This window comes from Salmonella sp. NW722 (assembly GCF_051702785.1).
In the GTDB taxonomy this organism is placed as follows: domain Bacteria; phylum Pseudomonadota; class Gammaproteobacteria; order Enterobacterales; family Enterobacteriaceae; genus Salmonella; species Salmonella enterica.
The window spans coordinates 417,670-438,952 of the sequence record NZ_JAMMIN010000005.1 but is presented as its reverse complement, the minus strand read 5'-3'; the positions used below and the strand labels follow the sequence as shown (position 1 = coordinate 438,952).

General features: G+C 50.0%; 20 protein-coding genes. 14 read left to right on the top strand and 6 right to left on the bottom strand.

Annotated elements, in window-relative coordinates; translation table 11 throughout:
- The first annotated feature begins 56 nt into the window (after positions 1–56).
- From bglX to NA330_RS15180, 5 genes are all read left to right on the top strand, one after another.
- Complete coding sequence (gene bglX / locus NA330_RS15200) at positions 57–2,354, top strand: beta-glucosidase BglX (RefSeq protein WP_000871554.1); 2,298 nt, start codon at positions 57–59, stop codon at positions 2,352–2,354.
- Positions 2,355–2,534: 180 nt separating this feature from the next.
- Positions 2,535–3,452, top strand: coding sequence for a glycine betaine ABC transporter substrate-binding protein OsmF (gene osmF / locus NA330_RS15195; protein WP_000155868.1), 918 nt, complete (start codon positions 2,535–2,537; stop codon positions 3,450–3,452).
- 3 nt (positions 3,453–3,455) lie between these two features.
- Complete coding sequence (locus NA330_RS15190) at positions 3,456–4,625, top strand: ABC transporter permease (RefSeq protein ID WP_023242135.1); 1,170 nt, start codon at positions 3,456–3,458, stop codon at positions 4,623–4,625.
- Positions 4,618–5,565: an ABC transporter ATP-binding protein gene (locus NA330_RS15185; RefSeq protein ID WP_000569166.1), complete on the top strand. Its 948-nt coding sequence runs from the start codon at positions 4,618–4,620 to the stop codon at positions 5,563–5,565. The genes NA330_RS15190 and NA330_RS15185 overlap by 8 nt, the downstream gene beginning before the upstream one ends.
- The gene (locus NA330_RS15180) at positions 5,549–6,280 is read left to right on the top strand and encodes an ABC transporter permease (protein ID WP_000824854.1); all 732 of its coding nucleotides are present in this window, start codon (positions 5,549–5,551) and stop codon (positions 6,278–6,280) included. The genes NA330_RS15185 and NA330_RS15180 overlap by 17 nt, the downstream gene beginning before the upstream one ends.
- On the opposite strand, the gene NA330_RS15175 is transcribed toward NA330_RS15180, so the two are convergent.
- A complete protein-coding gene (locus tag NA330_RS15175; RefSeq protein WP_001261696.1) occupies positions 6,261–6,368 on the bottom strand; it encodes a protein YohO in 108 nt (35 codons plus the stop codon). The two genes, NA330_RS15180 and NA330_RS15175, sit on opposite strands and share 20 nt — an antisense overlap.
- 59 nt (positions 6,369–6,427) lie before the next feature.
- Entirely contained in the window at positions 6,428–7,159 is a 732-nt protein-coding gene (gene mlrA, locus NA330_RS15170) for an HTH-type transcriptional regulator MlrA (protein ID WP_001240418.1), read from the bottom strand.
- Between the two features lie 222 nt (positions 7,160–7,381).
- Between mlrA and NA330_RS15165 the strand changes: the two genes are divergently transcribed.
- From NA330_RS15165 to NA330_RS15155, 3 genes are read left to right on the top strand one after another with little or no spacing between them, the layout of a single operon-like run.
- The gene (locus NA330_RS15165; protein WP_000272850.1) at positions 7,382–9,067 is read left to right on the top strand and encodes a sensor histidine kinase; all 1,686 of its coding nucleotides are present in this window, start codon (positions 7,382–7,384) and stop codon (positions 9,065–9,067) included.
- Entirely contained in the window at positions 9,064–9,783 is a 720-nt protein-coding gene (gene btsR / locus NA330_RS15160; RefSeq protein WP_000598637.1) for a two-component system response regulator BtsR, read from the top strand. The genes NA330_RS15165 and btsR overlap by 4 nt, the downstream gene beginning before the upstream one ends.
- Before the next feature lie 46 nt (positions 9,784–9,829).
- Entirely contained in the window at positions 9,830–10,297 is a 468-nt protein-coding gene (locus tag NA330_RS15155) for a DUF1456 family protein (RefSeq protein WP_000950413.1), read from the top strand.
- Between the two features lie 56 nt (positions 10,298–10,353).
- On the opposite strand, the gene NA330_RS15150 is transcribed toward NA330_RS15155, so the two are convergent.
- The 3 genes from NA330_RS15150 to metG all read right to left on the bottom strand — a co-directional run bounded on the left by NA330_RS15150 (position 10,354) and on the right by metG (position 13,788).
- Complete coding sequence (locus NA330_RS15150; RefSeq protein WP_023242134.1) at positions 10,354–10,884, bottom strand: YehR family lipoprotein; 531 nt, start codon at positions 10,882–10,884, stop codon at positions 10,354–10,356.
- Between the two features lie 171 nt (positions 10,885–11,055).
- Entirely contained in the window at positions 11,056–11,514 is a 459-nt protein-coding gene (locus tag NA330_RS15145; RefSeq protein WP_000703137.1) for a YehR family lipoprotein, read from the bottom strand.
- A 240-nt stretch (positions 11,515–11,754) separates the two neighbouring features.
- Positions 11,755–13,788 (bottom strand): methionine--tRNA ligase, encoded by a 2,034-nt coding sequence (gene metG, locus NA330_RS15140; protein ID WP_023242133.1) that lies wholly within the window; start codon positions 13,786–13,788, stop codon positions 11,755–11,757.
- Between the two features lie 164 nt (positions 13,789–13,952).
- Between metG and apbC the strand changes: the two genes are divergently transcribed.
- The 6 genes from apbC (at position 13,953) to NA330_RS15110 (ending at position 20,671) form a co-directional block, all read left to right on the top strand.
- Positions 13,953–15,062: an iron-sulfur cluster carrier protein ApbC gene (apbC, locus tag NA330_RS15135; protein WP_023202768.1), complete on the top strand. Its 1,110-nt coding sequence runs from the start codon at positions 13,953–13,955 to the stop codon at positions 15,060–15,062.
- A 266-nt stretch (positions 15,063–15,328) separates the two neighbouring features.
- Positions 15,329–15,610: a DUF2574 family protein gene (locus tag NA330_RS15130; RefSeq protein ID WP_001543027.1), complete on the top strand. Its 282-nt coding sequence runs from the start codon at positions 15,329–15,331 to the stop codon at positions 15,608–15,610.
- A 279-nt stretch (positions 15,611–15,889) separates the two neighbouring features.
- Positions 15,890–16,435, top strand: coding sequence for a fimbrial protein (locus tag NA330_RS15125; protein ID WP_000830494.1), 546 nt, complete (start codon positions 15,890–15,892; stop codon positions 16,433–16,435).
- A gap of 46 nt (positions 16,436–16,481) precedes the next feature.
- Complete coding sequence (locus tag NA330_RS15120; RefSeq protein ID WP_000734580.1) at positions 16,482–17,162, top strand: fimbria/pilus periplasmic chaperone; 681 nt, start codon at positions 16,482–16,484, stop codon at positions 17,160–17,162.
- A gap of 12 nt (positions 17,163–17,174) precedes the next feature.
- Positions 17,175–19,655: a fimbrial biogenesis outer membrane usher protein gene (locus NA330_RS15115; protein ID WP_023242132.1), complete on the top strand. Its 2,481-nt coding sequence runs from the start codon at positions 17,175–17,177 to the stop codon at positions 19,653–19,655.
- A gap of 8 nt (positions 19,656–19,663) precedes the next feature.
- Positions 19,664–20,671 carry a fimbrial protein gene (locus NA330_RS15110; RefSeq protein ID WP_017441991.1) on the top strand — a complete coding sequence of 336 codons (1,008 nt, stop codon included), beginning with the start codon at positions 19,664–19,666 and terminating at the stop codon, positions 20,669–20,671.
- Positions 20,672–20,712: 41 nt separating this feature from the next.
- On the opposite strand, the gene rcnB is transcribed toward NA330_RS15110, so the two are convergent.
- Positions 20,713–21,027: a Ni(II)/Co(II) efflux transporter accessory subunit RcnB gene (gene rcnB, locus NA330_RS15105; protein WP_000837534.1), complete on the bottom strand. Its 315-nt coding sequence runs from the start codon at positions 21,025–21,027 to the stop codon at positions 20,713–20,715.
- Between the last annotated feature and the right edge of the window lie 256 nt (positions 21,028–21,283).

Below are 21,283 nucleotides of genomic sequence, written 5' to 3'. Positions count from 1 at the left end.
CGGTTTTTATTCTGTTTTTACCGCCTCGTCGGGATAAAGATAAAGAGAGACTCAACATGAAATGGTTATGTTCAGTAGGTGTTGCTGTGAGTCTGGCGATGCAGCCAGCATTGGCGGAAAACCTGTTTGGCAATCACCCGCTGACGCCCGAAGCGCGCGACGCGTTCGTCACGGATTTACTCAAGAAAATGACTGTCGATGAAAAAATTGGTCAGTTACGTCTGATTAGCGTCGGCCCTGATAACCCGAAAGAAGCGATTCGCGAGATGATCAAAGACGGGCAGGTAGGGGCGATTTTCAATACCGTCACCCGCCAGGATATCCGTCAAATGCAGGATCAGGTGATGGCATTGAGCCGCCTGAAAATTCCTCTCTTTTTTGCCTATGACGTGGTACACGGCCAGCGAACCGTCTTCCCAATAAGCCTCGGTCTGGCTTCTTCTTTTAATCTGGATGCGGTAAGAACCGTAGGACGCGTATCGGCGTATGAAGCGGCGGACGACGGTCTGAATATGACCTGGGCGCCGATGGTGGATGTCTCCCGCGATCCGCGTTGGGGACGCGCCTCCGAAGGCTTTGGCGAAGATACATATTTAACCTCCATCATGGGCGAAACCATGGTGAAAGCGATGCAGGGCAAAAGTCCGGCGGATCGCTATTCGGTGATGACCAGCGTGAAACATTTTGCCGCCTATGGCGCCGTTGAAGGCGGTAAAGAATACAACACCGTGGATATGAGTTCCCAGCGTCTGTTTAATGACTATATGCCGCCGTACAAAGCGGGGCTGGATGCGGGGAGCGGCGCGGTGATGGTGGCGCTGAACTCGCTGAACGGCACGCCTGCGACGTCAGATTCCTGGCTATTGAAAGATGTCCTGCGCGATGAGTGGGGCTTTAAGGGAATTACCGTTTCCGACCACGGCGCTATTAAAGAACTGATTAAACACGGTACCGCGGCCGACCCGGAAGATGCGGTGCGCGTGGCGCTAAAGGCAGGGGTGGATATGAGCATGGCGGATGAGTATTACAGCAAATATCTGCCGGGTCTGATTAAGTCGGGCAAAGTGACGATGGCGGAACTGGACGACGCGACGCGCCATGTGCTCAACGTAAAATATGACATGGGATTGTTTAACGACCCCTATAGCCATCTGGGGCCGAAAGAGAGCGACCCGGTGGACACCAATGCCGAAAGCCGCCTGCATCGTAAAGAGGCGCGGGAAGTGGCGCGGGAAAGTGTGGTACTGCTGAAAAACCGGCTGGAAACGCTGCCGTTGAAAAAATCGGGCACCATTGCCGTTGTTGGGCCGCTGGCCGACAGTCAACGTGATGTAATGGGGAGCTGGTCTGCTGCTGGGGTCGCGAATCAGTCGGTGACGGTGCTGGCGGGTATTCAAAATGCCGTCGGCGACGGGGCGAAGATCCTCTATGCCAAAGGGGCGAATATCACTAACGATAAAGATATCGTCGATTTCTTAAACCTGTATGAAGAGGCGGTGAAAATCGATCCGCGTTCACCGCAGGCGATGATTGATGAGGCGGTGCAGGCGGCGAAACAGGCCGATGTAGTGGTCGCAGTGGTAGGCGAGTCGCAGGGGATGGCGCATGAAGCCTCCAGCCGTACCAATATCACCATTCCGCAGAGTCAGCGCGACTTAATCACCGCTCTGAAAGCCACCGGTAAGCCGCTGGTACTGGTATTAATGAACGGCAGACCGCTGGCGCTGGTAAAAGAAGATCAACAGGCCGATGCGATTCTGGAGACCTGGTTTGCCGGGACGGAAGGCGGCAACGCCATTGCCGATGTGCTGTTTGGCGATTACAACCCGTCAGGCAAACTGCCGATCTCCTTCCCGCGTTCGGTGGGACAAATTCCGGTCTATTACAGCCATCTCAATACGGGACGCCCGTATAATCCTGAAAAGCCAAACAAATACACCTCACGTTATTTTGACGAAGCGAATGGACCGCTCTATCCGTTTGGTTACGGTCTGAGCTACACCACATTTACGGTGTCTGACGTCACGCTCTCCTCACCGACAATGCAACGCGACGGCAAAGTCACGGCCAGCGTAGAGGTCACGAACACCGGTAAACGCGAAGGGGCAACGGTCATCCAGATGTACTTACAGGATGTCACGGCGTCAATGAGCCGCCCGGTGAAGCAATTAAAAGGCTTTGAAAAAATCACCCTCAAGCCTGGCGAACGTAAAACCGTGAGTTTCCCGATTGATATCGAGGCGTTGAAGTTCTGGAATCAGCAGATGAAATATGACGCGGAACCCGGCAAGTTCAACGTCTTTATCGGCGTGGATTCCGCTCGCGTTAAACAAGGATCGTTCGAGCTACTGTAAGCCTGCCGTCAACAGGGCGCGATAGCAGCGCCCTGTCTGGCAATGACTTTTCCTGTCCCCCCTTTTATTGCCTGCCACGTCACTTAAACTGCCGGAAAATCCCAGGTTAAACGCAGACTTTTCAACTATGCTTTTTTCTCAAGTCTCTGAAAAAGGCCGTAAAAGGATAAGGAAAGCATCATGACGATCTCAAAGCTATGGGTAAGTTCGCTGGCGTTGCTGGCGACGGTGAGTTTACCTCTACAGGCGGCATCGCCCGTGACGGTCGGGTCAAAGATTGATACCGAAGGCGCGCTGCTCGGCAACATGATTTTGCAGGTACTGGAAAGCCACGGCGTTAAAACGGTCAATAAAATTCAGCTCGGGACGACGCCAGTCGTTCGTGGCGCGATTACCGCCGGAGAGCTGGATATCTATCCGGAATACACCGGTAACGGGGCGTTCTTTTTTAAAGATGAAAACGATCCGGCATGGAAGAATGCAAAGCAAGGCTTTGAGAAAGTCAAAAAACTGGATGCGGAGCAGAATAAGCTGGTCTGGTTGATGCCTGCGCCGGCAAATAACACCTGGACCATCGCGGTACGCCAGGACATCGCGGAAAAAAATAAACTCTCCTCGCTTGCCGATCTCAGCCGTTATCTGAAAGAGGGCGGCACTTTTAAACTGGCGGCGTCTGCGGAATTTATCGAACGGGCGGATGCGCTGCCGGCATTTGAAAAAGCCTATGATTTTACCTTGAATCAGAACCAGCTCTTGTCGCTGGCGGGCGGCGATACGGCGGTCACGATCAAAGCCGCCGCGCAACAAACATCCGGCGTTAACGCCGCGATGGCGTATGGCACCGACGGCCCGGTCGCCGCGCTGGGTCTGCAAACCCTGAGCGACCCGAAAGGCGTCCAGCCTATTTATGCGCCCGCGCCGGTAGTGCGTGAATCGGTGTTACAGGCCTATCCTCAGATAGCCGACTGGCTGCAACCCGTTTTCGCCAGCCTTGATGAGAAAACGCTGCAACAGTTGAATGCCAGAATCGCCGTAGAAGGGCTGGATGCGAAAAAAGTCGCCGCAGATTACCTCCGACAAAAAGGGTGGGTGAAGTAATCTGTGAGTGATGCTGCCAAAAAAATCACGGTTAATCGTGTGCTGTTGCTGTTGGTTGTTCTGACCTTGCTTGCTGTCGCGCTGCCTTTCATTAATTACGCCCCGAATCGTCTGGTGAGCGGCGAGGGGCGACAGTTATGGGAGATCTGGCCGACGACCATCTGGATGCTGACTGGCGCGGGATGCGCGCTGTTTACGCTGTGCTTTATACCCGGTAAACGCGGTAGCGTACTGACGCTGATGATGGCGCAGACGCTTTTTATTGTCATGCTGTGGGGAGTCGGCAGGGCGGCGACCCAGTTGGCGCAGGAGGGCAGTCCGCTGGCGCGTACCAGTCTGGGAAGTGGATTGTGGCTGGGCCTCGGTCTGATGCTGCTGGCCTGTAGCGATGCGATCCGCCGTATTACCACTGGGCCGCTGTGGCGCTGGTTGCTGCACGCGCAAATTGTCATTGTCCCGCTGGCGCTGCTGTTTTCAGGCACGTTCGACAACCTCTCGCTTCTAAAAGAGTATACCAATCGGCAGGATGTTTTCGATGCCGCGCTGGTGCAACATTTGATGTTACTGGCGGGCACGGTGCTGCCGGCGCTGGCGATCGGACTACCGTTGGGCGTCTGGTGTTATTTTTCCGCCTCACGCCAGGGGCCGGTGTTTACCGTGCTGAATGTGATCCAGACTATTCCTTCGGTCGCGCTGTTTGGCCTGCTGATTGCGCCGTTGGCCGGGCTGGTGAAACAGTTTCCGTGGCTTGCCGCATTCGGCGTCGCGGGAACCGGCATGACGCCTGCGCTGATAGCGCTGGTGCTCTATGCGTTATTGCCGCTGGTGCGCGGCGTGGTCGCCGGGCTCAATCAGGTGCCGCGCGATGTGCTGGAGAGCGCAAGAGCAATGGGAATGAGTAGCGGCCAGCGCTTCTGGCATGTGCAACTGCCGCTGGCGCTGCCGGTCTTTTTACGTAGCCTGCGGGTAGTAATGGTTCAGACAGTGGGAATGGCCGTCGTCGCCGCGCTGATTGGCGCGGGAGGTTTCGGCGCGCTGGTGTTTCAGGGGCTATTGAGCAGCGCCATTGATTTAGTCCTGTTGGGCGTCATTCCGGTGATTGCGCTGGCGGTAGTGATCGACGCGCTGTTTGATTTATGGATCGCGTTTTTGAAGGGAGCAACCGATGATTGAATTTAACCATGTCAGTAAAACCTTCGGCGATCAACAGGCTGTTAGCGACCTCAATTTGCACTTTAGCGAAGGCAGCTTTTCGGTGTTAATTGGCACCTCCGGTTCGGGAAAATCGACCACTCTGAAGATGATTAACCGGCTGGTAGAGCATGATAGCGGAACGATCCGTTTTGCCGGGGAAGAGATCCGCAGCCTGCCGGTGCTTGAACTGCGCCGTCGCATGGGCTATGCCATTCAGTCTATCGGTCTTTTTCCCCACTGGACGGTGGCGCAAAATATCGCCACCGTACCGCAACTACAAAAGTGGTCGCGTGCGCGGATTAACGATCGTATTGACGAACTGATGGCATTATTGGGTCTGGAAAGCGCGCTACGCGATCGTTATCCGCATCAGCTTTCCGGCGGGCAACAGCAGCGGGTCGGCGTTGCGCGGGCGCTGGCTGCCGATCCGCAGGTATTGCTGATGGACGAGCCTTTCGGCGCGCTTGATCCGGTAACGCGCGGCGCATTGCAGCAGGAGATGACCCGCATTCATCAGCTACTGGGGCGCACCATCGTACTGGTGACGCACGACATCGACGAGGCGCTACGCCTCGCCGACCATCTGGTGCTGATGGACGGGGGCCACGTTATCCAACAGGGATCGCCGCTTTCTATGCTGACCTCGCCGGAAAATGATTTCGTGCAGGCGTTTTTTGGCCGCAGCGAGCTGGGCGTAAGGCTGCTTTCGTTACGTAGCGTAGGCGATTATGTACGTCGGCATGAACAGCTCAGCGGCGACGCGCTGGTGGAAGAGATGACGTTACGCGATGCGCTATCGATGTTTGTCGCCCGCCGGTGCGACGTCCTGCCGGTGGCGAATCAGCAGGGCGAGCCCTGCGGTACGCTCCATTTCCGCGATCTGCTTTCGGAGACGTCCCCCCGTGAAACGACTGTGTGATCCGCTTCTCTGGCTTATTGTTCTGTTCTTGCTTCTGCTGTTTGGATTGCCTTATAGCCAGCCGTTCTTCGCCGCGCTGTTTCCCGATTTACCGCGCCCGGTCTACCAACAGGAGAGTTTTGCCGCCCTCGCGCTCGCCCATTTCTGGTTGGTGGGCATCTCAAGTTTGTTTGCCGTCGTGGTGGGCGTCGGCGCAGGGATTGCGGTCACGCGAGAAAGTGGGAAGGAGTTTCGTCCCCTGGTGGAGACTATCGCTGCCGTCGGGCAGACCTTTCCGCCGGTCGCGGTACTGGCGATCGCGGTACCCGTCATGGGTTTTGGTCAGCAACCGGCCATTATCGCCTTGATCCTGTATGGGGTGTTGCCCATCCTGCAGGCGACCCTGGCCGGGCTGGGCGCGGTGCCTGCCAGCGTGATGAGCGTTGCCAGCGGTATGGGTATGAGCCGTCGCCAACAGTTGTATCAGGTTGAGCTGCCGCTGGCCGCGCCGGTGATTCTGGCGGGCATCCGAACCTCGGTGATTATCAATATTGGTACGGCGACCATCGCTTCAACGGTGGGGGCCAGTACGTTAGGCACGCCGATCATTATCGGGCTTAGCGGCTTTAATACGGCCTATGTTATCCAGGGGGCGCTGCTGGTGGCGCTGGCGGCGATCATTATCGATCGCCTGTTTGAAAGGCTGACGCGCGCGCTTACCCGGCACGCAAAATAAAACTGTAACCTGCCAGCATCACGCCGCCGATACCGCCAATAGCCATCAGCAGGAAAAGGGCGATCACCCCGATTTTCGCTACGCGCATTATGTACTCCTTATGTTAATAAAAGGAGTATACATTAAAGCGAATTTGTTAGCTGCTGTTTAAACGCCAAGGGGATGAATGTCGCGTCCCTGGGCGCGCCAGGCCAAAAGTTGCTGCTGCTGCGCCAGCGTCTGGTTTTCTCCGCACCATACCAGTAACGTCTTGCCGTCAAACAGTTCCGGACGGAACTGGCTAAGCGAGTGCGCCAGCACGTCGATTCGCCATCCCTGTTGGCTGGCGACCCAACCTTCCAGCCACAGGCGGGTGGTATCATGGATATTCCAGCCGATCACCAACGCATCTTTTCCCTGTTTCTTACGCGCAGACGCCAGGCAGAGCGCAATATAGTTGATTAGGATACCGTCAAGAATGCCGAGCAGCGCCTGAAGGGCGGGTTGTTGGCACTGTAACCGTCGTCGCAGCGGGACGAACAGGTTAGTGGTCAATGTTTGGGCTGGATAATCCTGACCGCGTTCTTTGACCCATAACCGTAAACTGTGCAGATTACTGCTTTGCAGGTAGTGCAGCAGGATCTCCTGCTGTTCGCGCCAGCCGTTAGGTTGTTCGCTACTGTCGCTACTGAGCAGCACTTTGACTTTGCTGACCTGGACGCCGTTATCTATCCAGCGCTTGATTTCGCGGATTCTGTCGATATCGGCATCGTTAAACAGACGATGACCGCCATCCGTTCGCTGTGGTTTTAAAAGTCCATAACGTCTCTGCCACGCGCGCAACGTGACAGGATTGATATCACAAAGCAAAGCCACTTCACCAATTGTGTAAAGCGCCATCGTTTCACCCTTGCTCGCGAGGTCCCAGTTTAACTTTAGACGCTCTTTTAGGAACCAGGAAGTTTTGCCTGTTTTTTATGCATTAAAACGCGAAGTAGCGGGTTGCGGCGCGGCGTTTAAGTGATCGTATTCACGAATTCATATTTTTATGCAACAGTTCAAAGAAAGTTAATCGTACTCAATGTATGTTACGCGCTTTTAATTGAAGTGTGGTTTGCGGGTATGTACGAGTTTAATCTGGTGTTGCTGCTGCTTCAGCAGATGTGCGTGTTTCTGGTCATTGCGTGGCTAATGAGTAAAACGCGCCTGTTCATCCCGCTTATGCAGGTCACGGTTCGACTGCCGCACAAGCTTCTGTGTTACGTCACGTTTTCTATCTTCTGCATTATGGGCACTTATTTTGGGCTACATATCGAAGATTCGATTGCCAATACCCGCGCGATTGGCGCGGTGATGGGTGGCCTACTCGGCGGGCCGGTCGTCGGCGGACTGGTCGGCCTGACCGGTGGGTTACATCGGTATTCTATGGGCGGCATGACGGCGCTGAGCTGTATGATTTCCACCATCGTCGAAGGGCTGCTGGGCGGGTTGGTACACAGCGTTCTCATACGTCGCGGACGCCCGGACAAAGTGTTTAGCCCGCTGACGGCGGGAGCAATTACGTGTGTTGCCGAACTGGTGCAGATGCTGATCATTTTACTGATAGCCAGGCCGTTTGACGATGCCCTGCATCTGGTCAGTAATATTGCCGCGCCGATGATGGTGACGAATACCGTTGGCGCCGCGCTGTTCATGCGTATTTTGCTCGATAAGCGCGCCATGTTTGAAAAATATACCTCGGCATTTTCTGCTACCGCGCTGAAGGTCGCCGCGTCAACGGAGGGGATTCTGCGTCAGGGATTTAACGAAGTGAACAGTATGAAGGTGGCGCAGGTGTTATATCAGGAGCTGGATATTGGCGCCGTCGCCATCACCGATCGTGAAAAACTGCTGGCTTTTACCGGTATTGGCGACGATCACCATCTACCGGGCAAACCCATTTCATCAGGTTATACGCTGAAAGCAATTGAAACCGGAGAGGTGGTTTATGCCGATGGCAACGAAGTGCCGTACCGCTGTTCGCTACACCCGCAGTGTAAACTCGGCTCGACGCTGGTGATCCCGCTGCGTGGCGAAAATCAGCGAGTCATGGGCACCATTAAATTGTACGAAGCGAAAAACCGACTTTTCAGCTCAATTAACCGCACCCTGGGAGAGGGTATTGCACAGCTTTTATCCGCGCAGATCCTGGCCGGACAGTATGAACGGCAGAAGGCGTTGCTGACGCAGTCAGAGATCAAGCTGTTGCACGCGCAGGTGAATCCGCATTTTCTGTTTAATGCGCTCAATACCATTAAAGCGGTGATTCGCCGCGACAGCGAACAGGCCAGCCAACTGGTGCAATACTTGTCGACTTTTTTTCGCAAAAATTTAAAACGCCCGTCGGAAATTGTCACGCTGGCGGATGAAATTGAACACGTGAACGCTTATCTGCAAATTGAAAAAGCGCGTTTTCAGTCGCGTCTGCAGGTACAGCTTGATGTTCCATCGACGCTTTCACGTCAGAAATTGCCTGCGTTTACATTACAGCCGATTGTTGAGAACGCCATTAAACATGGCACGTCGCAACTGCTTGATACCGGTAACGTCGCTATTCGCGCCCGGCGCGAAGGGCAGCATTTGATGTTAGATATTGAAGATAATGCGGGACTGTATCAGCCTTCCGCCGGCAGTAGCGGGCTGGGGATGAGTCTGGTGGATAAACGTCTGCGCGAACACTTTGGCGATGATTATGGTATTAGCGTGGCCTGCGAGCCGGACTGTTTTACCCGAATTACATTACGACTTCCACTGGAGGAGGACGCATGATTAAAGTGCTGATTGTGGATGATGAGCCGTTAGCGCGGGAAAATCTGCGGATTTTGCTCCAGGGGCAGGATGACATTGAGATTGTGGGAGAGTGCGCGAACGCGGTAGAAGCGATTGGCGCGGTACATAAGCTGCGACCTGATGTGCTGTTTCTGGATATTCAGATGCCGCGTATCAGTGGACTGGAGATGGTAGGAATGCTTGACCCGGAACACCGCCCGTATATCGTTTTTTTAACCGCGTTTGACGAATACGCCATCAAAGCCTTTGAAGAACACGCTTTTGATTATCTGCTCAAGCCGATAGAGGAGAAACGGCTGGAAAAAACGTTACATCGTCTGCGTCAGGAGCGCAGTAAACAGGATGTTTCGTTGCTGCCGGAAAACCAGCAGGCGCTTAAATTCATTCCCTGTACCGGACACAGCCGGATCTATTTGTTGCAAATGGATGATGTCGCCTTTGTCAGTAGCCGTATGAGCGGCGTTTATGTGACCAGCAGTGAAGGTAAAGAGGGGTTTACCGAGCTGACGCTGCGCACGCTGGAAAGCCGGACGCCGCTACTGCGTTGTCATCGTCAGTTTCTGGTGAATATGGCCCATTTGCAGGAAATTCGGCTGGAGGATAATGGGCAGGCAGAGCTGATTTTACGCAACGGCCTGACGGTGCCGGTAAGCCGTCGCTATCTGAAAAGTTTAAAAGAGGCGATTGGCCTGTAAAAGACTGTTAGAATATCGTTTTGCCATAGAAACGACCGAAGGCCTCATGCTGAGTAACGATATTCTGCGTAGCGTGCGCTACATTTTAAAAGCTAATAATACCGATCTGGCGCGTATCCTGGCGCTGGGTAACGTTGATGCTACGCCGGAGCAGATTGCAATCTGGTTGCGCAAAGAAGAGGAAGAGGGGTTTCAGCGTTGCCCGGATATCGTGTTGTCCTCATTTCTCAATGGCCTCATTTATGAAAAACGCGGCAAAGATGAGGCGGCGCCTGCATTGACGGCGGAACGTCGTATCAACAACAATATTGTGCTGAAAAAGCTGCGTATTGCCTTTTCGCTAAAAACAGATGATATCCTGGCGATACTTACCGGTCAGTTGTTTCGTGTCTCAATGCCAGAGATCACTGCGATGATGCGCGCGCCGGATCATAAGAACTTCCGCGAATGCGGCGATCAGTTTATGCGTTATTTTCTGCGCGGTCTGGCGGCCCGTGAACACGCGGCGAAGTAATTCTGCGGTATTGTTCCCGGCAGCGTCCTGTCTGACCGGGAAAACGCATTATTATACTAATTGATTCTATGATACCCGCTCTCTTCCAACAGTTTCTGCGAGCGAATCATTGACAGATAGTACGCGGAACAGTTGTCAATTGATGATCCTGGCAATTTACAGAGGTCGCTTATTTTTGCCTGGGTAAAATCAATATCCACATATTCCGTAGCATAGCTATCATAATAGTCGATTCGTTCAGTCAAACCCGGCATACCCTGATAAGCTTCGCCGACTTGACTCAGCATTTTTTGTGCTTCTTCTTTATTATTGGCTTTCAGGGTTTTATAAAGTATTTTATGTTCAGATATTTGACGTAAAACGATATCCCCTTTGTAGTAATAGGTTAACTTGATTTCAATATCGTTGAGATTACCTGCATAGCGTTGTGTTTCCTCTGACTCTTTGTTAGCGGCTATCTTCTTGATAAACGCTGTCATGTTATTTTGCTTTCCCTGGAGAGTATCGTTTTTCTGATCGCAGCCAGTTATGCTAACCGATAGAGAGAGCGCGAATAGTGGCAGTGCCATAAGGCGTAGAACCCGCATAACAATTCCTTGTCGTTAAGTATTGGTGTGGCCAGGAATTCAGGGATTATAGGCTTTGGCGAGGGGACTTACAGCGAGGCTGTCTTTTTTCGGAATTCATAAAGAAAAGACGCTGCCGAAGCAGCGCCCTGAGCGACTTTACCAGTCGATGCAATACATTATGCCTGCCAGTTATTTCGCTTCTTTAAAACCAGCTGCTTCCAGCAGCGTCTGGGTTTGTTTCATGCTGATACCTTTGCTGGTATCGCCGGACACCATTGTCCCTGAGATTTGCTGTAACGCTTTAAAGTCCACTTTTTCCATATCCACAGAGACGTTTTCCTGGGCATAGGTATCTTCATAGGTTAATTTTTCTTCCACTCCGGCGATATTTTTATATTTCGCGCTCAGCGGATCGAGAATTTTGGCGGCATCTTCTTTCGTTTTAGCGCCTACAGTGGCATAGCTGATTTTACTTTCAGACGTCTGCTTAATGATTTTGTCACCTTTATAGGTGTAAGTAATTGAAATTTCTGTCCCCGCCAGGTTTGCGTTAAAGGTCTTTGATTCTTCTTTATCGCCACAGCCAGCAAGAGAGAACACCAGTACGGAAGCCAAAGCCGCGGACAATAACTTGCCAGAAATTTTCATCTAAAACTCCATTTTATATAATGATTGGGTTTTTAAAATAATTTCAATGAATTAATTTAACCCAGTAATAGCAATGTATCAGGGAGAGATAGAATATGACTTTTAGCCGTTATTTAGCAGTCCGGATATGGAGTCTTAACGCTATTGCTTATTAAGGAAAAAGTTAAAACACGCGGATGGGGTGATATGCCAGTCAGGATTAAGCGGTTAAAAAAGCCGGAGCATGCTCCGGCTTGTTGCTTATTTCACCTGTTGGCCAGGCTTCGCGCCGTCATCAGGGCTTAACAGGAAGATATCTTTCCCGCCAGGTCCTGCGGCCATCACCATTCCCTCGGAGACGCCAAAGCGCATTTTGCGCGGCGCGAGGTTGGCGACCATTACCGTCTGGCGGCCAATCAGCGCCTGCGGGTCCGGATAGGCGGAACGAATGCCGGAGAAGACGTTACGCTTCTCGCCGCCCAGATCCAGCGTCAGACGCAGCAATTTGTCAGAACCATCTACGAACTCAGCGTTTTCAATCAATGCTACGCGCAGGTCAATTTTGGCGAAATCGTCAAAGGTGATGGTTTCCTGAATCGGGAAGTCGGCTAACGGGCCGGTAACCGGCGCAGCTGCGGCTTTCACCTCTTCTTTAGACGCTTCAACCAGCGCTTCAACTTGCTTCATGTCGATGCGATTGTAGAGCGCCTTAAAGGTGTTGACCTTGTGACCGAGCAGCGGCTGTTCGATGGCATCCCAGTTCAGTTCGCTGTTCAAGAAAGCTTCAACGCGTTCAGAAAGCGTCGGCAGTACCGGTTTCAGATACGTCATCAGCACGCGGAACAGGTTGATGCCCATTGAGCAAATGGCCTGCAGGTCCGCGTCGCGGCCTTCTTGTTTAGCCACCACCCACGGCGCTTGCTCGTCAACATAACGGTTAGCGACGTCGGCCAGCGCCATAATCTCACGGATAGCTTTGCCGAATTCACGGCTTTCCCATGCTTCGCCAATCACCGCAGCGGCGTCAGTAAAGGTTTTATACAATTGCAGATCGGCCAGTTCAGCCGCCAGCACGCCGTCGAAACGCTTATTGATAAAGCCTGCGTTACGGGATGCCAGGTTGACTACTTTATTGACGATATCGGCATTGACGCGCTGGACAAAGTCTTCCAGGTTCAGGTCGATGTCATCAATGCGTGAAGAAAGCTTCGCGGTGTAGTAGTAGCGCAGGCTGTCGGCGTCAAAGTGTTTCAGCCAGGTGCTGGCCTTAATAAAGGTGCCGCGAGACTTAGACATCTTCGCGCCGTTCACTGTCACGTAACCGTGAACGAACAGGTTGGTCGGCTTACGGAAGTGGCTGCCTTCCAGCATGGCCGGCCAGAACAGGCTGTGGAAATAGACGATGTCTTTGCCGATGAAGTGGTACAGCTCGGCGTCGGAGTCTTTTTTCCAGTACTCATCAAAACTGGTCGTGTCACCGCGCTTATCGCACAGATTTTTGAAGGAGCCCATATAGCCAATCGGCGCGTCCAGCCAGACGTAGAAATATTTGCCCGGCGCGTTCGGGATTTCGAAACCAAAATACGGCGCGTCGCGGGAGATGTCCCACTGTTGCAGGCCGGATTCAAACCACTCCTGCATTTTGTTCGCCACCTGCTCCTGCAGCGCGCCGCTGCGGGTCCACGCCTGCAGCATTTCGCTGAATGACGGCAGGTCAAAGAAAAAGTGCTCGGAGTCACGCATTACCGGCGTCGCGCCGGACACCACGGATTTCGGTTCGATAAGTTCGGTCGGGCTGTAGGTCGCGCCGCACACTTCACAGTTATCGCCGTACTGGTCTGCGGATTTACATTTCGGGCAGGTGCCTTTCACAAATCGGTCCGGCAGGAACATGCCTTTTTCCGGATCGTAGAGTTGAGAGATAGTGCGGTTCTTAATAAAACCGTTCTCTTTCAGGCGCGTATAAATCAGCTCGGACAGCTCGCGATTCTCGTCGCTGTGCGTTGAGTGGTAGTTGTCGTAGCTAATATTAAAACCGGCGAAATCGGTCTGGTGCTCCTGGCTCATTTCACCGATCATTTGCTCCGGCGTAATACCAAGCTGCTGCGCTTTCAGCATGATCGGCGTGCCATGAGCGTCATCGGCACAGATGAAGTTAACCTCATGGCCGCGCATTCGCTGGTAACGGACCCAGACATCAGCCTGGATGTGCTCCAGCATATGGCCGAGGTGGATAGAGCCGTTGGCGTACGGCAGCGCGCACGTTACCAGAATTTTCTTCGCGACTTGAGTCATAGTGGGTATTACTTCTTCTGTTGTAAAAAAGGGCTTTGATAGTACCAAAATGGTAATTACTGCGCCAATCGATAAGGGCATTTATCCGTAAATGAATAATTGTTACCGCTGGAGTAAACTACAAAGTTACAATCGTACTTTTCAGAACTACAAAAGGAGTCGGGATGAACGAACAATCCCAGGCCAAATCACCAGATACCCTGCGAGCGATGGTCGCCGGGACGCTGGCGAATTTTCAGCACCCAACCCTGAAGCATAACCTCACCACGCTTAAGGCGTTGCACCACGTCGCCTGGATGGATGATACGCTGCACGTTGAGCTGGTCATGCCGTTCGTCTGGAACAGCGCGTTTGAGGTATTAAAAGAGCAATGCAGCGCCGATCTGTTACGTATTACAGGCGCAAAAGCGATCGACTGGAAACTGTCGTACAACATTGCGACGCTGAAACGCGTCAAAAATCAGCCTGGCATTAATGGCGTGAAAAACATCATTGCCGTGAGCTCCGGTAAAGGCGGGGTGGGTAAATCGTCCACGGCGGTAAACCTGGCGCTGGCGTTAGCGGCTGAAGGCGCAAAGGTCGGGGTTCTCGATGCCGATATTTACGGTCCGTCGATCCCAACCATGCTTGGCGCAGAAGATCAGCGCCCGACATCGCCAGACGGTACGCATATGGCGCCGATTATGTCTCACGGCCTGGCGACCAACTCGATCGGCTATCTGGTGACTGACGATAACGCGATGGTATGGCGCGGCCCAATGGCCAGTAAGGCGCTGATGCAGATGTTACAGGAGACTCTGTGGCCGGATCTGGATTATCTGGTACTGGATATGCCGCCGGGAACCGGGGATATTCAGCTAACGCTGGCGCAGAACATTCCTGTTACCGGCGCGGTGGTGGTGACTACGCCGCAGGATATCGCGTTAATCGACGCCAAAAAAGGTATCGTGATGTTCGAGAAGGTGGAAGTGCCGGTGCTCGGCATTGTGGAAAATATGAGTATGCATATTTGTAGCAACTGCGGCCATCACGAACCGATCTTCGGCACGGGCGGCGCGCAGAAGCTGGCGGAAAAATACCATACTCAGCTTCTGGGTCAGATGCCGCTGCATATTAGTCTGCGCGAAGATCTTGATCGCGGTACGCCGACGGTGGTTAGCCGTCCGGAGAGCGACTTTACCGCGATCTATCGCGAACTGGCCGATCGCGTTGCGGCACAGCTTTACTGGCAGGGTGAAGTGATTCCGGGAGAAATCGCCTTCCGCGCGGTGTAATTTCTGGCGTTAAATTTTATTCACCGCATCAATGATATATTGATGCGGTGAATATATGGAATGGAAAAGCTGCGTAATATTGTTTATCCTGCCTGTATAATCCATGTCTTTTTCTGAATAATTCGCCTCAATGCATCATTTGAATTGATCAAACCTATCTCATTAATCTACCATTCCAATTGGTTTTAGCAGGGACGTTAATACATAATTCAACGGAAAAATGGCTTGTACGCTGTTTTCCACTTAAAACAGGAATAATGAACGCAATGAAGAAAAGTTTATTCTTGGGATTTATAACTTTGGCTTATGGAATGAGTTTACAGGCTTTGGCTTCTGATACGGCAACCTTAACCATTACCGGGAGGGTTGTTGAACCAACATGCAGTACTGATGTTGTGAATAATACGGTGCAGCAGCGATGTGGTCAGACTCTTCATCATACAGATATTAACAATGTTACCCCCACTCCTGCACAAGGCATTGTTACTGAAATTGTCGCTGTTCCTGGGGATTCCACACGACAGATAGTGTTAAATCGCTACGACTAAGAAAATATATTGTTTATTAAGCCTTTATCATTTTGATGAATGATAGAGGCTTTTTTTATTTGCGATACAAATAATTATTGTCAATTAATTACGCTAATTTATTAGATTTTAAAATAGTACTCACCTTCACTTATTTGCTACAACTATATTGATATTTGTAACTTGTTTTAAATCAATAAAACAACACGTTTACATTGCAGTAACGTTTTTGGTGTGCGAATTTAAATCCAAGAGTTAACCCTCTTAACAAATAGAAATTATTTTATTAAGGAAGATACTATGAAACGTTCAATTATTTCTGCTGCTGTACTGTCTGCTGTATTTATGAGTGCTGGGGCGTTTGCTGAAGATACCGGAACTTTAAACATTATTGGCACCGTAGTTGGAACATCATGCCAGTTTGTGTCAGGAAATAATTCAGAGGATGTGGTGTTAAGTCAGGTTGAAACTAATGTATTTGATACGATGAGTCCCGGTTCGGTTTATACACCAATCACGGAACAGACCACACATCTCAAAATTTACTGCCCAGGTATTGAAGAAGGAAAAAGTCTGAATATTACTGTCAAGGCACCAACTTTAGATGCTGAAGGTGTAATTGGAAATACGTTACCTGATGGTGCTAAAGGTGTCGGTTTTGCTTTGAAATATAAAAACAAAGCTGTTGATCATAGCTCAAATAATATCATCGTGGGAGCCACAGATTTTGACTCAGATAAGATCTATACGATTCCACTGGATGTTTATTATGCTAAGCAAGGTACTGACGCAGTAACGTCAGGGGATGTGAACGCTACCGTAACACTGCAAGCTGCATATAATTGATTTGTAGGCCGGCATAACCTGCCGGCCTTTTATAAGGTAGTTACCCATGAAAAAACTTCTTTTTTTTTCGCTGTTCTTCATTTCAACGGCAAATGCCGGTGTGGTTATTTACGGTACTCGCATTATCTATCCAGCAGAGAAAAATGAAGTACTGGTGCAGTTAATGAATCAGGGTGGGCGTTCTTCATTGGTTCAGTCGTGGATTGATGATGGAGATACATCGTTACCACCGGAAAAGATTAAGGTTCCATTTTTGCTAACACCTCCTGTTGCGAAGGTGGCTGGGGATTCAGGTCAGCAGATTAAAATTAAAAAAATGCCAAATATGCTACCAAATAATAAAGAAAGTTTGTTTTATCTCAACGTACTGGATATTCCACCAAACAATCCAAATAGTACCGGTAAAAATGTATTGAAATTTGCCATGCAGAATCGCATCAAATTATTCTATCGGCCTAAAGGAATTGCCCCAGTTAATAGAGGTACTTTTCAGAAACTGTCCATGAAACGTACTGCTAGTAGTTATTCTATTCAGAATGATACAGCTAATTGGGTCACGATAATAGAAGTTAAAGTTAATGGTGTTAAAATAAATAACGAAAGTATTATGCTTGCACCGCTCTCCAGTGCAGATGTGGCATTAAAAAGTGCTAATGCCAATCAGTATAAAATGACCATTATTGACGATCACGGTAATTATATTAGCGATAACGTCAGCTTAAAATAACAGGAGCTGGTTATGTTAAGGATGACTCCGATTGCTTCGGCGGTATTACTGTTGCTACTCGGCATTGACGCCCATGCCGCAGAAGAATCGTTTGATACAAATTTTATGATGGGTGGAATGAAAGGTGAGAGGGTTTCTGATTTTCGCCTCGATGATAACCAACCCCTGCCAGGCCAATATGATATTGACATCTACGTCAATAAGCAGTGGCGTGGTAAGTATGATATTACTGTTAAGGATAATCCGGATGACACCTGTTTATCCCGCGATGCATTAACGCGTCTGGGGATAAATATACAAGCGTTGGACAAGCAGAATGAATGCCCAACCTTGAAGCAGGCGGTACAAGGGGGCAGTTATGCCTGGAATATTGGCACGTTTCGTCTGGATCTTAGCGTTCCGCAGGCGTTTGTCGATGAACTTGAGCAAGGGTATGTTCCTCCGGAAAACTGGGATCGTGGCATTAATGCCTTCTATACCTCGTACTATGCCAGCCAGTATTACAGCGACTATAAGGATTCTGGCAACAGTAAAAGTACCTACGCGCGTTTCACCAGCGGGTTAAACCTGCTGGGCTGGCAGCTGCATTCCGATGCCAGCTATAACAAAACCGATGACAGCAGCGGGGAGTGGAAAAGCAACACCCTGTATCTGGAGCGCGGCATCCCGCAAATTCTGGGCACTCTGCGTGCCGGGGATATGTATACCTCATCAGATATTTTTGATGCGGTGCGTTTTCGTGGCGTACGGCTGTATCGCGATATGCAGATGCTGCCGAACTCAAAACAGAATTTTACGCCGCTGGTGCAGGGGATTGCGCAAAGTAACGCGCTGGTCACCATCGAACAGAACGGTTTTGTGGTTTACCAGAAAGAGGTTCCGCCAGGCCCGTTCTCTATTGCGGATTTACAGTTGGCAGGCGGCGGTGCGGATCTTGATGTTAGCATCAAAGAGGCTGACGGATCGGTAACAACCTATCTGGTGCCCTATGCTGCGGTGCCCAATATGTTGCAGCCGGGTGTTTCAAAATATGATTTTGCGGCAGGGCGTAGCCATATCGAAGGCGCCAGCAACCAGACCGATTTTGCGCAGATGAGCTACCAATACGGGCTGAATAATCTCTTAACGCTGTACGGCGGCACCATGCTGGCGGATAACTACAATGCATTTACGTTGGGTACTGGCTGGAATACGCGTATCGGCGCGATTTCCGTCGATATGACACAATCGCATAGCAAGCAAGACAATGGTGATGTGTTTGACGGGCAAAGTTACCAGATTGCCTATAACAAGTATTTGACGCAAACCGCCACCCGTTTTGGGCTTGCTGCCTATCGTTACTCGTCACGAGATTACCGAACGTTTAACGATCACGTTTGGGCCAATAACAAAGACAGCTATGATCGTGATGAAAATGATGTGTACGACATTGCGGATTATTATCAGAACGATTTTGGTCGTAAGAACAGTTTTTCGGCGAACGTCAGCCAATCTTTGCCGCAGGGCTGGGGCTCTGTATCTTTGAGCACGCTGTGGCGTGATTATTGGGGGCGTAGCGGTAACAGTAAAGATTATCAGCTGAGCTATTCCAATAGCTGGCAACGGATTAGCTATACCTTTTCCGCCAGCCAGACTTACGATGAAGATCATCACGAAGATAAGCGTTTTAACGTCTTTATCTCTATTCCGTTCGATTGGGGAGATGATATTAGCGCTCCGCGCAGGCATTTGTATGTGTCTAACTCAACGACCTTTGATGATGACGGTTTTGCGTCAAATAATACCGGGCTTTCCGGCACCGCAGGCAGTCGCGATCAGTTTAACTATGGGGTGAATCTCAGCCATCAACGGCAGGACAGCGAGACAACGGCTGGCGGGAATCTGACGTGGAATGCGCCGGTCGCCACGCTTAACGGTAGCTACAGTCAGTCTTCTAAATACACGCAAACTGGCGGCAGTATTTCCGGGGGGCTGGTGGCCTGGTCTGGGGGCGTGAATTTAGCCAACCGACTGTCGGAAACGTTTGCCGTGATGCATGCGCCGGGCCTGGAAGGAGCGTATGTTAATGGGCAGAAATACCGCACCACCAACCGTAATGGCGTGGTGGTCTACGATGGTTTAACGCCGTATCGTGAAAACCACTTGATGCTGGATGTCTCCAACACTAATAGTGAAACCGATCTGCAAGGGAATCGGCGTAATACAGCCCCATATCGGGGGGCAGTCGTTCTGGCGACGTTTGATACCGACCAACGTAAACCTTGGTATATCCGGGCGCAGCGTCCCGATGGTTCACCGCTGACCTTTGGTTACGAAGTAGAGGATATTCATGGACATAATATTGGCGTGGTAGGCCAGGGAAGCCAGCTCTTTATTCGCACCAATGAAGTACCGCCGGAAATAAATGTGGCGATTGATAAACAACAGGGACTTTCATGCTCAATCACTTTCGGCAAAACGATTGATGAAAGTAAAGTTTATATTTGTCGGTGAGGAATGTCATGAGATATTTATTGATGTTATTTATGATTTTTATATCTTCAAATTTGCAAGCGTATTGTTATATTATAAATCCGGAATCTGCTAGTAATACAAAAATAGAGGATGTAATTGAAATTAAATTAGATAGCAGGAATGTTTTTGAAAAAGAAGTATCAATGGTATTTCCAGATTCTTTCTCTGGATTCCATTGTTTGGGAGGGACTGCTGTAGAAAACCGCTTTAAGACAACGTATTCAAGTGGTAATGGGGAGACTGTAAGATATAAAATAAAAGATGATAGCGGACATAGGTTGTATGTTGATGTGACATTGTTTGTTGATGGTAGCCAAACAGGAAAACAAAAAGCCAATGAGACTTCTCAAGCCAGTAAACTAAACAATAACTTAAAATACAAGGTGTTGGCTAAGGTGGTAAAAGTGGAGTCAGATGATAATAGTATTGAAGCCAAATCTGCAGGTGAAGCTTTTTTGTTAGGAAATTATATCAAAGTTAAACCATTGGATTGTCATGGAGCAGCTATTTGTAATCATGATAACACCAATCATGAATATAGTTTTAAAGTGCCGATAAAAATATTTTTTACTAAGACAACATGTTCTTTGTCTAATAATGAGATTACGTTGCCTCCTATTTCATTAAGTGATCTGTTGGCTGGTAATGCTCAGGTCGAATACTTTCCTGATGCACTGAAATTTACATGTGATGGAGGGCTGGGAATGACGACAAGTATTGTAAATTATCATTTTTCTGCCGTTTCAGCAACCAATGGAGATTATTTGGCAAATGAATTAACAAGCGCCGATAGTGCAAAAAATGTTGGGTTTAAAATTTTCCTTAATGATAACCTTATTCATGTAAACTCTGATGAGAAAAGGCAACTGTTAGGATATAATAAAGAAATGACTGAAGCTTCAGAACTGAAGCTGGGTGTACAATACTATAAATATGGTAACGTCCAACCGGGCAATGTAAAAAGTAGTGTTTATATTATTACAAGTTATCAGTAATCAATGCTAAGCACACTCTCCTTAACGGAGAGTGTGCTTTTTTATCGATGATAAAAAATCTCGCCATCATAGGCTTTGATGATTTTTCCATCGGTATCGTTAATCAGTACATACGCGCCGCCCATATAGGTCCAGTGAGTACCGGCATCTGGCGCGGGCAGATTACGTAATTTCCACTGTTTAATATTATACTCATCGGTGCGGTACATCTGCGGAACGGTATCGCCGGGCTTGAAGTGGGTGAAGTCGGCGATAAAACTTTTTAACTCATATTGATCAATGCCCGTTGTCGCGGGGGCGGCCCATGCAAAACTGGTTGCAAGCAACAGCGCGCAAGGCAGCAACTTACTTTTCATACTTTTACCCTCCACATATGCGGGTCAGTTAACATCGTGTGTATCATTTCTGCTGGTGGCGTATCTGACAAGCGCTATTTTGTTATCTCACGCCCCTTTTCGTAAAAAGTGTAAACGAAAGCGTCGTGCAGCAACATATCCGCCAGCAAGTTTGCCAGAACCGAATAGGTTTTGAGAACTATCTGATAACGCTGAAATTATCGTCCGCTGTTGGCTGTAAATTTACATTGTCTGGCGCAGACAGTATGCTTAATAG